Raw genomic sequence first — 12,706 nt, forward strand, 5'->3', positions numbered from 1 at the left:
ACCACCCGTAATCAGCAGCTGCGATGCCGAATCAACTACTTGCCCACTATCTGGCCGCGCCGGACAGTTTCGACGAAATGCTCGACGCGGCCAAGGCGCCGCGCGCGCATTGGCGTGCGCTGCTGGACAACCTGGCGCACGAGGCGCCCACCATGATGCGCCAGCGCCAGGAGATGGTGCAGCGCCAGGTGCGCGAAAACGGGGTGAGCTACAACGTGCCCGCCGACGCCCACGGCCGGCAACGGCAGTGGGACCTGAACGTGCTGCCGCTGATCCTGCCGCACGAGGAATGGAGCGGCATCGAGGCCGCCGTGATCCAGCGCGCCACCCTGCTCAACAAGATCCTGGTCGACGTCTACGGCAAGGAGGAGATGCTGAGCGAAGGCTTGCTGCCGCCGGCGCTGATCCACGGCCACGCCGGCTTCCTGCGCCCCTGCCACGGGATGCGCCATCACGACGACGTCGCCCTGCACTTCTACGCGGTCGACCTGGCGCGCGCCCCGGACGGCCGCTGGTGGGTGATGGCCGACCGTACCCAGGCGCCCTTCGGCGCCGGCTATGCGCTGGAAAACCGCGCCATCATCGCTCCCACCTTCCCCGACCTGCTGCGCGAGCTCAAAGTGCAGCCCCTGAACCGGTTCTTCCGCACCATGCACGAAAGCCTGGCGCACTGGGGCCGCCGGTGCGCGGCCGGCGGCGACGCGCCGGCGCCGCTGCGCGAGGGCGAAGCGCCGCTGATCGTGCTGCTCACGCCCGGCCCGCTCACCGCCACCTACTACGAGCAGGCCTACCTGGCGCGCCATCTCGGCCTGCCGCTGGTCGAAGGCGGCGACCTGACGGTGCGCGACGGCGTGGTGTACCTGAAAACCCTGGCCGGCCTGCACCGGGTGCACGTGATCATGCGCCGGGTCGACGACGAATCGTGCGATCCGCTCGAACTGCAAAGCTCGTTGCTGGGCGTGGCCGGCCTGACCCAGGCCGCCATGCGCGGCAACGTGCTGGTCGCCAACAGCCTCGGCTCGAGCCTGCTCGAATCGGGCGCGCTGCTCGGCTTCCTGCCGGCGCTGTCGAAGCGCCTGCTGGGCGAGCCCCTCAAGATGCCATCGGTGGCCACCTGGTGGTGCGGCGAAGAAGCGGCGCTGGAAACCGTGGTCGCCAGGCTCGACCGGTTGGTGATCAAGCCCGGTTTTTCGCAGTTGCCGCAGGCGGCCGTGTTCGGCCAGGACCTGGACGGCGCCGCGCGCGCGGCCTTCATCGCCCGCCTGCGCGCCAATCCCAATAATTACATTGCCCAGGAACTGGTGCGGCTGTCGCAGGCGCCGGTGTGGAAGGACGGCGCCGCGCCCGGCCTGCAGGCGCGCGCCATCGGGCTGCGGGTATTCGCCTGCGCCACGCCGAATGGCTATGTGGTGATGCCGGGCGGGCTGACCCGGGTGGCCACCGGGCCCGATGCGCGCGTGCTGACGATGCAGATGGGCGGCGCCAGCAAGGACACCTGGGTCCAGGCGCGCGCCAGGGCCGAAGTGCACCGCCTGCAGCAGCGCAGCATCTCGGGCCGCGACCTGGTGCGCGAAGACACCAACCTGCCGAGCCGCGTGGCGGAAAACCTGCTGTGGTTCGGACGCCATGCGGAACGCACCGACAATATCTGCCGCCTGCTGCGGGTCGCGCTCGATTTCCTGTTCAACGTCCGTTTCGACCAGCGCGGCGCGGAATGGCCGACCGTCGAGGCGCTGTGCATCTGGTTCGGCCTGCTCGACGAAGGGAAGAAGCCGGCCACGCCAGACGCGAGCCAAAGCGGCCCCATCTTTACTGATGCCGAGATCGAGTCGGCCCTCCTGACGGCGGTCGTCTCGCCCGCGGTCCCTGGCCTGGCACGGCAGCAGCAGCAGTTGCACCGGCTTGCCGGGCAGCTGCACGAACGCTTCTCGGTCGACAACTGGCGTGCACTGAACCGGATGGTGCAGCCCGCCGCCGCCGCCGGCGAGCGGCCATCGCAGTCGGGGGTCATGACGATCCTCGACGATGCCGCCGCCGCGCTGATGACGCTGGCCGGCTTCGCCCTCGATGGCATGACGCGCGATCTTGGCTGGCGTTTCATGTCGATCGGACGCCGCCTGGAGCGACTGCAATTCCAGAGCGTGGTGCTGCAGCGCGCGCTTGCCATGAACGGGAGCGGCAACCTCGAATGGCTACTGGAGCTATCCGACAGCATCATCACTTACCGGGCCCGCTACCGGGCCCAGCCCGAATGGCTGCCGGTGCTCGACCTGCTGCTGCTCGACGAGACCAATCCGCGCTCGATCGTCTTCCAGCTCAACGGTATCCTGAGCACGCTGGGCAAGATCGAACAAACCCAGGGTCCCTGCGGCACGCATATGCTGACGCCCTTGAAAAAGGAATTGCTTGCGCTCGATCCGGACACTGACCTGAAGCACGGCAACCCCTTGCTCGGCGGCCTGCTGGACCGGATCGGGCGCACCAGCGCGGCCCTGTCCGAGCAGATCAGCGTGCAATTTTTCAGCTATACCGACAATGGCCGCCAAAGGAACCGCAGCTCATGATCGCACAGCTCATGGATAATTCACCGGCGAGCGCCGGCGCCTGCGCGCGCTATCGCGTGGTGCATGAAACGCGCTACACCTACAGCAGCCCGGTCACCCTGTCGCAGCAATACCTGCACCTGACACCGCGCTCCTTCCCCTGCCAGCAGACCGAGTCGCACCTGATCTGGCTCGATCCGGTCGTCAACGACGGCAAGGACGGCGTCGACTACTTCGGCAACCTGACCCGCCACGTGACGCTGACCGTACCGCATGACAGCCTGCTGGTGCACGCCGAATCGACGGTCTCGCTGCGCGCGCGCTACACCCTGGCGCAGATCGCCGGGACGCTGCCGTGGGAATGCGTGCGCGACATGATGGGCAAGGAAAAAAGCCCCGCCACCCTGGAAGCCTGCCGCTACCTGTATGCCTCGCCGCATGTCGCCAGCTTCCCCGAGCTCGAAGCCTATGCCCGCGCCAGCTACACCCCGGGCCGGCCGCAGCTCGATGCCGCGCTCGACCTGACGTACCGGATCTTCGACGACTTCGAATTCGATGCCAAGGCGACCGACATCTCGACCCCGCTCGATCAGGTGCTGCGCGGCCGGCGCGGCGTGTGCCAGGACTTCGCCCAGCTGATGATCGGCTGCCTGCGCAGCATCGGCCTGCCGGCGCGCTATGTGAGCGGCTACATCCTGACCCACCCGCCGGCGGGCAAGCCGCGCCTGGTCGGCGCCGACGCCTCGCACGCCTGGGTGTCGGTGTTCTGCCCGGCGCTGGGCTGGGTCGATTTCGATCCGACCAACCGCTGCCTGGTGCAGCATGAACACATCACGCTGGGCTGGGGACGCGACTTCAGCGACGTGACCCCGCTGCGCGGCATCGTGCTCGGGGGCGGCAAGCAGGAGCTCGACGTCCAGGTGACGGTGACGCCCCTGCCCCTGCTCGACGAGGCCTGACTAGACGCCGTCCTTGTGCCCAAGCCCGGCGGGGATGGGCATGCCCGCGCCGCCGCCGTCCATGCCGCCGCCGCCGCCGCGGTTTCCACCGCCGCCGGCCTCGCCTTTCGCACGACCGCCGCCACCCTGCGTGCGCGTCGGCCCCTGCAGCGGAATCATGACCTCGTCCGGCATCGGATCGAGATCGAGCGCGGCGCGAATGAAGGTGCGCAGGCTGACGACCAGCTCCGCCGTGTGGATCGGCCGCCCCGCCGCCAGGTCGGCCGCCGCCTGCGCCGCCAGCCGGCAATGCTCTTCGGTGCCGAGCAGCAGGATGTCGGCCAGCGCGGCTTCGACGGCGTCGCGGATGCGGCGCGAGCGGTCCGAGCTGGCCATTCCCTCATTCGATCCCTCCTCGCCCGACTGGGCCCGCTCGCGCACATCGCGCAAATGCGTGGGATCGACCGTCAGTTGCCCGGTGAACGAGCCGCCCAGGGTGCGGTAGGCGGCGATCAGGGTTTTCAGGCGCTCGTTGATCTGGCGGTTCATGCGCTCGCGGCGCTGCTGGATGGTCTGCATCATGAGGATGCGGATGCCCACGCCCAGCAAGGTAAAGACGGCAAGCCCGATGATCGTCGTCATCGCGCCTTGCCATGAACTGAAATCCATATAGCGCATGCTGGTCATTGTGGCGTTGTCGATGGCTGTCAGTTTAGCTGCCGGAAAGATGCCGGCGCGCCACGCTCGCGCCATGGACGAATCGCCAACTTCTTGCGCTAACAAAAAGACAAGGTCTCATGCATCCGGGATGATGGATCCAGCCTGCTTCTCTCATCTCAACAAGGACATTCGACCATGGCTTCGGTACTCCCAAGAATCATGCGCACGACCGCAGCACTGCTGGTGTGCGCCGTCGCGCTTGCCGCCCCCGCCGGCGCCGCGGTCCTGACGACCTCGCTGTCGAGCGCCGCGGTCGCGGTGGGGCAGCAATTCTCCCTCGACGTCATGGTCGGCGACCTGGGGCCGGCCCAGGCCCTGGCCGCATTCGACCTCGACCTGGTATTCGATCCGGCGCTGGTTGCGCCGGTGAGTGCCGAGTTCGGCCACCACCTGGGCGAGGTCGATGCCGACCAGCTGACCCACGCACTCTTCGGCGCAGGCCGGGCGGACTTCGCGGCGGTATCGCTGCTGGATGACGCGGCCCTGATCGGCTTGCAGCCCGGGGTGTTCCCGCTTGCGCGACTGGTGTTTACGGCGCTCGCGCCTGGCGCCGTGTCGATCGACTTCGACCTGCTGACGGCGCCGGGCCTGCTGCTCAGCGACGGATTCGGCGAGGCCATCGCCGTCAGCGCCGTCCACGGCGCCGTCGTCGACATCGGCACGGCCAACTCTGTCCCGGAGCCGTCCACGCTGGCCTTGCTCATGCTGGGCGCCATCCTGGCCCCCGGCCGCCGTCCATCGAGCCGCGGCCGACGCGCCGCCCTGTGACGCGTGGCGCACCGGCTCGCCGCGGCCGCGCCCTTGCTGCTTCTGGTGGGCGTGCTGTACGCCCGCTGTTCCGGTAACGACAAGGCGCCCTTCGTGGTCATCGGGGTGCTGGCGCTGACTGCCGTCCTGGCCTTGGCGCTGCTGCTGCGCGCCCTCATGGAAGGAAGCCTGCACGCCTGGCGCAGCGCCGCGCTGGCGGCGCTGCCGCTGCTGTATGCGGCGGTCGCCATCGCGCTGGCGCGGCAGGGGTGGGTGGACCTGATGTCGTTTCTTGGTTTTCGATGAACCTCGCTCGGGAGATGGAATGCAATCTGCAAAACTGAAGCTGGCGGGCCTGGCGGTCCTGCTGGTCGGCATCGTCGCCATTCCGGCGGCGATCGCCTTCAAGCCGACCCAGGAGTTCGGCCATGTCGGCATCGTCAGGGACGCGCTGACCCGGATCAGCGTCCCGGCGCCCGGTGGCAACACCTACCGGTTTTCCGAACGCGCCATCCTGGAAGTACGCGACAGCACGGCCGGCGTCGACGAGATCGTCTCCTCGCGCGGCGAGCTGTCGGTGCCCACCGCCCACTGCGACGACGAACTGCTGCCGGAATGTTCGCAGCGCATCATCGCGATCAAGAATGCGACGATCGGCCTGCTCGCCGCGCCGGAGCCGGATGGCGAAGGCGCGCGCCGCCAGGTCGGCCGGGCGCTGCACACGCTGCAGGATTTTTTCTCGCATAGCAACTGGATCAATATTTCCGGCGGCCAGCCGGGCCTGGGCACCACGGTGATCCCACGCCTGGCCCCCAGCCAGGACACCTGCGAGCGCGGCCTGTCGTCGATCGGCTCCGGCACCCTGGCCGCCTTTGGCCTGAGTTTCCCGACGACCGGCTATTTCAATCCCTTCCTGGCGCCGCCCGAAGGCAAGTGCAACCATGGACTATTGCTCGACCCCGGCATCCACAAGGATGCGCCGGGCCGCGCCGGCCACGCGCCCGCGCGCGCCGCCGCGGTGGACGCGACCGAGAGCCTGATCCGCCAGATCCTTGCGGCGCCCGGCGTCGCGGGCAACGACAAGGCGATCCGCGCCTTCCTCGACGTGCGCGGCGCGGTCGGCTTCGTGGTCGACGATACCGGCAGCATGGGCGGCGTGATCGCCGGGGTCAAGTCGTCCATCGCCCGGATCGTCGAGACGGTGCGCACCAGCCCCAACCAGCCCGACCGCTACCTGCTGGTCAATTTCGGCGATCCCGAGGTCGGCGCCGCCTTCGTCACGGCCGACGCCGCGGCGCTGCTGGCGCGCGCCAATGCCCTGTCCGCCGCCGGCGGCGGCGACTGTCCGGAACTGTCCATGGCCGGCACGCTGCGCGCGGTCAACGCCGCGCCGAACGGCTCCCAGCTGTATGTCTTCACCGATGCCTCGGCCAAGGACGCCGCGCTGTCCGGCAACGTCGTCACCCAGGCCAACGCCAAGGACATCACCGTCACTTTCTTTACCTTCGGCTCGTGTTCGCCGATCGATCCGGCCTATTACACCATTGCGGCCGAGACCGGCGGCCAGTTGTACGCGCTGCAGCGCACGGCCGAAGAAACCGAGAAAGTCTTCGGCCTGGTGATGCCCTACGTTAGCGCCAGCCCAAAATCCCTGCTGGCCGCCAAGGGCATGGTCGGCGGTGCGCGCAACCTGCAGTTCCCGGTCGACCGCACGCTGCGCAGCCTTCAGGTATCGGTCGCGGTCGACGCCAGTGCGAGCGCGCGCCTGTTCGATCCGGCCGGCCGCGAGGTGGTCGGCGGCACGGCGGGCGTGACGATCACCACCCTGACGGGTGGCAAGCTGATCGCCCTGACGGCGCCCGCCGCCGGCAACTGGCGGCTGGCGCTGGCCGGCGTCGGCAACTACGACGTCTCGGTGTCGGGCGACAGCCCCCTGGAACTGAACCGGTTCGAGTTCGTCGAAACGCGCGGACGCGAAGGCCACGAAGGCCTGTACCCGATCAAGAGCCAGCCGCTCGCACGCGCCACCCAGCAGGCGCGCGCGACGGTGCTCGGCGCATTCAATACCGCGCAATTCGCGCTGGTGAACGAGGCCGGCGACACCATCGCCCAGCTGCCCGCCACGCGCCGCGCCGGAGAGACCATGCCCGACGAATTCCTGGCGGACTTCGTGCTGCCCACGCAGCCGTTCCGCGTCATGGTGAGCGGCCGCCTGGCCACGGGAGACGCGTTCCAGCGCATCCATCCGCCGGTGTTCCTGGGCCGGACCGTCAAGGTCGAGACGCTGGGCGGCGGCTTCGGCGCCTTCAGCCCGGGACAAAGCTACGCGGTGCGCTTCCGCGTGACGAATCTGGGCGCCCAGGACACCTTCGCCGTGAACGCCACCGACGAACGCGGATTCGTCCAGGACTATCCCCGCAGCCTCGTGCTGGGACCGAACGGGTCCGCCTTCGTCGACGTGCGGATCGCCATCCCCGCCGCCACGCCGGTGGGCACGACCAATGCCGTCTCGCTGGCGGTCACGGGAGCGTCGTCGGCCAATGGCACGGTGTTCACGCAGGTCGTGCGCGCCGCGACACTGGCGGGCGATGTCGATGGCGACGGCGACGTCGACCGTGACGATGCCCAGCTGGTGTTCGTGGCGCGCAACCAGTCCGCTTCCGGCGACGCCGACCCGCGCGACATGGACCGCGACGGCCGCGTGACCGTGCTGGATGCACGCAAGGTCAGCCTGGCCTGCACCCGTCCATCGTGCGCACGGCAATAGCAACGCGCATGGCCGCGGCGATCAGCGCCGCGGCGCGCCGTTGAGCTGGCGCCCGTGCCTGTGTCCGGAAAACATCGGCCCGCCGTTTTCCCCCGGTTGTCACACGCCTGTCATGACGCAGGCGGATGATGGTCAACAGTGAGCTCCGGCACGTGTTCACGCCGGACCGGCCAACGCTACCGGATGCGAAGACATCATGTACAAAAGCGACAAGAAGCTCTTGATCCTCGATGCGGACGGCACCACCATCGATGCCTTCGCCGCCATCGAAGCGGCTTTCTCCCACCATGGGCTGGTGATCGGCGACGAAACCCGCTTCCAGAAGCGGCACAAGCTGCTCAAGTACATGGGCGGGCTGAAGGAATTCCCGTCGATCGTCCGCAAGAACCTGCGCAAGAACAGTCGCGCCCAGCTGATCGACACCCTCACCGGCATCTACCGGCAGGAAGCCCGGCTGTACGACGGCATCGCCGACCTGATCCGCGAACTGATCGCCGCGCCCGACATCACGGTCGGCATCGTCACGCGCAACGTCACGATCGAACCGCTGGAAACCCTGCGCCAGCTGTTCCTGCGCCACGACATCGACATCGCCGAACTCGACTTCCTGGTCCACATTCCCCTCAAGGACACCAAGACCGCCCAGTTCCGCGCCACGCGCGAACAGTTCGGCGTCAACCCGGCGCGCGCCTTCATCTGCGGCGACGAACACAAGGACTTCATGGCGGCGGTCAGCACCGGCATGCACCCGTTCATGGTCTCCTACGGCTTCGAATGCCACGACCGGCTGACGACCAGGTTCGAGATCCCGCATGAGCTGATCTCGCGCAGCTCGGCCGAGCTGTGCTGCCGGATCCGGCACGCGCTCGACCTGGGCGTGCTGGCTCAGGCGCCGTACCAGAACAGCAGCAGGCTGATGGCGCCGAATATCCAGTAGTCGACCGGCGCGCCGAACGCCCAGTGCTTATGCCAGGGCACGAGTTCCTGCTTGAAGCGGCGCCAGCCGAAGGCCGGGTTGATGACGAACCACAGGTAGTCTTCGACGATCCAGAACAGCATGATCGAGGCCGCGGCGCAGGCTTCCAGCTTCCATGACCACTGCCCCATGAAGAACAGCGGGAAGTGGAAGATCAGGCCGATGAAGGCGAACATCCACAGATGGTAGCCGGTCAGCGCGCGCCCGCCCATGAAGATGTCGAGCAGCGGATGCTGCTCGATACGCCAGGTCGGCAGGTTCGCCGCCCACCCGGCTTCGCCTTCGATTTCCACCTCCACCCGCGCGAACAGGTAGGCCGCCACCAGCACCGCACCCACCATCGATACGACCCTGCCGCCCTCCGACAATTCAAGCATAAGCCTCTTCACTCTTGCGTTCGCACTGCATCAACACGGTTTCCAGCACCTGCATCGCGGCGTGCGGCCGGCCCAGCGCCCGCGCGCGGGCCGCCATGGCCTGCAGCCGTTCGGGATGCGCCAGCAGGTGGCGCACCCGGTATTCGAGGGTGGCCAGGTCGGATGCCTTGAGCGCCGCCCCCTGCTCGAGCAGGTAGGTGGCGTTGTGTTCTTCCTGCCCCGGGATCGGCGCGTTCACGATCATCGGCAGTCCCATCGCCAGGCACTCGGCGCTGGTGGCGCCGCCCGGTTTCGTCACCACCAGGTCGGCGCAGGCCATCAGGCGCTCGACCCGGTCGGTGAAGCCTTGCGGCGCCAGCCGCCCCGGATAGCGCACCGCCAGCCGCTGCAGGGCCGCCAGCTCGGCCGCGTTCTTGCCGGCCAGGGCGATCAGCTGGAAGTCGCCGGGGATGGACAACAGTTTTTCCGCCACCCGGCTCAAGCCGCCCAGCCCGGCCCCGCCGCCCATCAGCAGCAAGGTCGTCAGCGCGGGATCGAGGCCGAGCTCACGGGCGCATTCTTCACGGTCATGCGCCTGGGAGAACGCCGGCATGGTCGGAATGCCGGCCACATGGACCGCATGCGCCGGGATGCCCTGCTCGCGCATCCGGAACGCCACCTCGTCGTTGGCGGCGAAATAGCCGGCGACGTGCGGGTGGATCCACATGCGGTGCAGGTCGAAGTCGGTCACCTGGACCCACACCGGGCAGGCCAGCTTGCCGGCCGCGATCTGCTGCGACAGGATCTCGGCCGGCTGAAAATGCGTGCAAACGATGGCGTCCGGCGCCAGCGCGGCGATTTCGGCGGCCAGCAGGCGGCAATCGCGCCGCTCGACCCAGCGCCGCAGGCGGTTGAGCCAGCCGTCCGGATTGGCCTCGTCGGTCAGCCGGTACACGTGGCGCCACAGGCCGGGTGCGCGGCCGATCAGGAAGAGATAAAAGTCGGTGTAGACCTTGCGCAGGCGCGGCGCGGCGAAGGCCATCGCGTCCAGGTGGATCACCCTGACGCAGGCATGGTCGGCGGCCGCGCGGGAACGGATCGCCTCGGCAACCCGGGTGTGGCCGGCGCCGGCGGGCACGCTGAGCAAGAGGATTTTTTTCCCAGCAATGCCTTGTTGAAAATCGCCCTGCCTCATGCACACGCCCCTCGGGTCACGGTATGCAGGCGAATGTAATCGCGAAATATGACCCGCCCATGACGGCGGGGTGCACCATTACGCCAGGGCCAGCGACTCGCCCTGCTTGAGGATGGAGCGGAACAAACGCAGCTGGCCGGCGGTGGTGTCGTCCCAGCTGAAGCGCTCCGCGTAGCGGCGCACGGCGGCGCGATCGGGGTAGTTGGCGCGCAGGCGGTTGACGGCTTCGGCCACGCCCTCGGAGGTACGCTCGTTCATCAACACGCCCGCTTCCGGCGCCGCCACGACTTCGGGCGTGCCATACACGCGGCTGGCCACGACAGGCGTGCCGCAAGCCATCGATTCGAGCAGCACATTGGCCCAGCCCTCGCGGCTGGACGACAGCACCATCGCGTCGGCCTTGCCGTACTGGACGCGCAGCTCCTGCTGCGAGACGGCGCCCAGGAAGGTGACGCGATCCTCGAGTTTCAGCTCGCGCACGAGATTCTCGAGGATGCCCCGGTTCGGGCCTTCGCCGGCGATCACCAGGCGCACGCCGGGCAACATGGGCAAGGCGCCGATGCTCAGTTCCTGGGCCTTGACCGGCACCAGGTGGCCCACGGTCACCAGGGTGAACGGTGTTTCTTCGCGCTGCTCGGGCGGGCGGAACAGCTCCAGGTCGACGCCGTTGCGCAGCGCGACCACGCGCGCGGGGTCGATGCCCAGGCCAATCACCTCGTCGCGCAGCGCATTGGCCACCGTGATGATGCCGTCGGCGCGGCTGGCGGCCCAGTGGATCATCCTGCGCGGCAGCGGAAATTTAGGGAACAGCGTGATGTCCGAACCGCGCGCCGTGATCACGAACGGCTTGTTGAAGTAGCGCGCCAGCATGGCCGCCGCCACGCCGTCCGGATAAAAATAATGGGCGTCGATCAGGTCGAAATCATAGCCCTCGTCGATCATGCGCGCGATCGTGCCCTTGGCCGACTGGAACAGCAGCGCCGGCGCCACGTTCATGCCGATCTTGGGCACCACCAGGTAGGGTGGATGCTCGACCTGGATGCCGTGACGCACTTCGCGGCGCGGCACCTTGGCCTGGCGCGCATACTGTCCGAACCTTGGGTTCTTCGACGGGAACCACGGCGCCGGCGCCACCACGCGCGCCTCGACCTGGCCGCTGGCGACCAGGTGGCGCAGCCGGGTTTCGACAAAAATGCCGTGGCCGGGCTTTTCGCTGTTCGGAAACAGCGTGCTGAACGTCAGGATCTTCATCAGGCCGCGGCTCCGGTCAGGCGGCCGTAGATGCTCTTGTAGCGGCCCACGCTGGCTTTCCAGTTGCGCTCGCTTTCAACGAACTCGCGGCCGGCCGCGCGCAGGGCGGGCCATTCGGCCTGGGCGTCGATCAGGCCGCCGACCTTGACGGCCAGCGCCTGCGGATCGTCGGCCTTGAACAGCACGCCGGTCTTGCCGTCGACGATCAGCTCCTGGTGGCCGCCCACGTCGGACGCCGCCAGCACCCGGCCCTGGGCCATCGCCTCGAGCGGCTTGAGCGGCGTGACCAGGTCGGTCAGGCGCATCGACAGGCGCGGGTAGACCAGCACGTCCAGCAAGTCGTAGTACATCTGCACCTGCTCGTGCGGCACGCGGCCCGTGAACACCACCTTGTCGACGATATTCAAATCCTTGGCCAGCTGGCGCAGGCGCGCGTCTTCGGGACCGCCGCCAACCAGCAGCACGCGCAGGTCGGGCCGCTCGGCGGTGAGCGCCGGCACCGCGCGCAGCAGGATGTCCAGGCCCTCGTAGGCATAGAAGGAGCCGATGAAGCCGATCAGGCGCGCGCCTTGCAGGCCGAGCTTGGTCTTGAGGTCCTGGTCGGCCACGCCGCCGACGGCGAACTTGTCGATGTCGACGGCATTCGGGATCACCGTGATCTTGTCGGCCGGGATGCCGCGCGCCACGATGTCGCGGCGCAGGCCTTCGCAGATGGTGGTGACGGCGTCGGCCTGCCTGAGCGCATGGGTTTCCAGCGCGCGCGTCAGGCGGTAGCGCAGGCCGCCCTCGGTCGAGGTGCCGTGGTCGACCGCGGCGTCTTCCCAGAAGGCGCGCACCTCGTACACCACGGGGATGCCGAATTTTTTACCGGCCTTGAGCGCCGCGATCGCATTGAGCGACGGCGAGTGGGCGTGCAGCACGTCCGGCTTGATCTGCGGGATGATCTCGGACAGGCGGCGCACCAGGCCGTCGATCACCTGCTTCTGGTTCAGCACCGGCAGCTTGGCCAGCGCGCCGGCGGCGCTTGGGGTGCGGTAGAAATGCAGGCCGTCCACCGTTTCCTCGCGCATGTCGCCCGAGTTCTGCTTGGAGCCCGTCACGTGGAAGGTCTCCCAGCCCAGCGCGCGCTGTTCGCGCAGGATCGATCGGGTGCGGAAGGTGTAGCCGCTGTGCAGCGGAATCGAATGATCCAGGACGTGGAGAACACGCATGA

The 12,706-nt window shown here is 68.2% G+C and carries 11 protein-coding genes; 6 read left to right on the top strand and 5 right to left on the bottom strand.

Annotated elements, in window-relative coordinates; all coding sequences use genetic code 11:
- Positions 1–23: 23 nt before the first annotated feature.
- Together HMPREF9710_RS00830 and HMPREF9710_RS00835 are read left to right on the top strand one after the other, a co-directional pair.
- Entirely contained in the window at positions 24–2,564 is a 2,541-nt protein-coding gene (locus HMPREF9710_RS00830) for a circularly permuted type 2 ATP-grasp protein (RefSeq protein WP_005662972.1), read from the top strand.
- Positions 2,561–3,502 (top strand): transglutaminase family protein, encoded by a 942-nt coding sequence (locus tag HMPREF9710_RS00835; protein ID WP_005662974.1) that lies wholly within the window; start codon positions 2,561–2,563, stop codon positions 3,500–3,502. Before HMPREF9710_RS00830 ends, HMPREF9710_RS00835 begins: the two co-directional genes overlap by 4 nt.
- On the opposite strand, the gene HMPREF9710_RS00840 is transcribed toward HMPREF9710_RS00835, so the two are convergent.
- Positions 3,503–4,159, bottom strand: coding sequence for a hypothetical protein (locus HMPREF9710_RS00840; RefSeq protein WP_040775381.1), 657 nt, complete (start codon positions 4,157–4,159; stop codon positions 3,503–3,505). It lies immediately after the preceding gene.
- A gap of 177 nt (positions 4,160–4,336) precedes the next feature.
- Between HMPREF9710_RS00840 and HMPREF9710_RS00845 the strand changes: the two genes are divergently transcribed.
- The 4 genes from HMPREF9710_RS00845 (at position 4,337) to HMPREF9710_RS00860 (ending at position 8,652) form a co-directional block, all read left to right on the top strand.
- Positions 4,337–4,969, top strand: coding sequence for a cohesin domain-containing protein (locus tag HMPREF9710_RS00845; protein WP_005662976.1), 633 nt, complete (start codon positions 4,337–4,339; stop codon positions 4,967–4,969).
- A gap of 33 nt (positions 4,970–5,002) precedes the next feature.
- The gene (locus HMPREF9710_RS00850; RefSeq protein WP_157225401.1) at positions 5,003–5,254 is read left to right on the top strand and encodes a hypothetical protein; all 252 of its coding nucleotides are present in this window, start codon (positions 5,003–5,005) and stop codon (positions 5,252–5,254) included.
- Between the two features lie 19 nt (positions 5,255–5,273).
- Complete coding sequence (locus HMPREF9710_RS00855) at positions 5,274–7,715, top strand: vWA domain-containing protein (RefSeq protein ID WP_005662979.1); 2,442 nt, start codon at positions 5,274–5,276, stop codon at positions 7,713–7,715.
- A 196-nt stretch (positions 7,716–7,911) separates the two neighbouring features.
- The gene (locus tag HMPREF9710_RS00860) at positions 7,912–8,652 is read left to right on the top strand and encodes an HAD family hydrolase (RefSeq protein ID WP_005662980.1); all 741 of its coding nucleotides are present in this window, start codon (positions 7,912–7,914) and stop codon (positions 8,650–8,652) included.
- Here HMPREF9710_RS00860 and HMPREF9710_RS00865 read toward each other — a convergent pair.
- From HMPREF9710_RS00865 to HMPREF9710_RS00880, 4 genes are all read right to left on the bottom strand, one after another.
- Complete coding sequence (locus tag HMPREF9710_RS00865) at positions 8,601–9,068, bottom strand: hypothetical protein (RefSeq protein WP_005662981.1); 468 nt, start codon at positions 9,066–9,068, stop codon at positions 8,601–8,603. The two genes, HMPREF9710_RS00860 and HMPREF9710_RS00865, sit on opposite strands and share 52 nt — an antisense overlap.
- On the bottom strand, positions 9,061–10,242 hold the full coding sequence (locus HMPREF9710_RS00870) for an MGDG synthase family glycosyltransferase (RefSeq protein WP_005662983.1): 1,182 nt from the start codon (positions 10,240–10,242) through the stop codon (positions 9,061–9,063). The genes HMPREF9710_RS00865 and HMPREF9710_RS00870 overlap by 8 nt, the downstream gene beginning before the upstream one ends.
- 78 nt (positions 10,243–10,320) lie before the next feature.
- Positions 10,321–11,493, bottom strand: a complete 1,173-nt coding sequence (locus HMPREF9710_RS00875; protein ID WP_005662984.1) for a glycosyltransferase family 4 protein — start codon at positions 11,491–11,493, stop codon at positions 10,321–10,323.
- The gene (locus HMPREF9710_RS00880; protein WP_005662986.1) at positions 11,493–12,704 is read right to left on the bottom strand and encodes a TIGR04063 family PEP-CTERM/XrtA system glycosyltransferase; all 1,212 of its coding nucleotides are present in this window, start codon (positions 12,702–12,704) and stop codon (positions 11,493–11,495) included. The genes HMPREF9710_RS00875 and HMPREF9710_RS00880 overlap by 1 nt, the downstream gene beginning before the upstream one ends.
- Positions 12,705–12,706 lie beyond the last annotated feature (2 nt).

The organism is Massilia timonae CCUG 45783 (genome assembly GCF_000315425.1).
GTDB classification, from domain to species: Bacteria; Pseudomonadota; Gammaproteobacteria; order Burkholderiales; family Burkholderiaceae_D; genus Telluria; species Telluria timonae.

Excerpts from the sequence above, each read along its gene's own strand:
- HMPREF9710_RS00880 (WP_005662986.1), bottom strand. The coding sequence starts at position 12,704 with ATGCGTGTTCTCCACGTCCTGGATCATTCGATTCCGCTGCACAGCGGC.
- HMPREF9710_RS00835 (WP_005662974.1), top strand. The coding sequence starts at position 2,561 with ATGATCGCACAGCTCATGGATAATTCACCGGCGAGCGCCGGCGCCTGC.
- HMPREF9710_RS00860 (WP_005662980.1), top strand. The coding sequence starts at position 7,912 with ATGTACAAAAGCGACAAGAAGCTCTTGATCCTCGATGCGGACGGCACC.
- HMPREF9710_RS00855 (WP_005662979.1), top strand. The coding sequence starts at position 5,274 with ATGCAATCTGCAAAACTGAAGCTGGCGGGCCTGGCGGTCCTGCTGGTC.
- HMPREF9710_RS00875 (WP_005662984.1), bottom strand. The coding sequence starts at position 11,493 with ATGAAGATCCTGACGTTCAGCACGCTGTTTCCGAACAGCGAAAAGCCC.
- HMPREF9710_RS00830 (WP_005662972.1), top strand. The coding sequence starts at position 24 with ATGCCGAATCAACTACTTGCCCACTATCTGGCCGCGCCGGACAGTTTC.
- HMPREF9710_RS00840 (WP_040775381.1), bottom strand. The coding sequence starts at position 4,159 with ATGCGCTATATGGATTTCAGTTCATGGCAAGGCGCGATGACGACGATC.
- HMPREF9710_RS00845 (WP_005662976.1), top strand. The coding sequence starts at position 4,337 with ATGGCTTCGGTACTCCCAAGAATCATGCGCACGACCGCAGCACTGCTG.
- HMPREF9710_RS00865 (WP_005662981.1), bottom strand. The coding sequence starts at position 9,068 with ATGCTTGAATTGTCGGAGGGCGGCAGGGTCGTATCGATGGTGGGTGCG.
- HMPREF9710_RS00870 (WP_005662983.1), bottom strand. The coding sequence starts at position 10,242 with ATGAGGCAGGGCGATTTTCAACAAGGCATTGCTGGGAAAAAAATCCTC.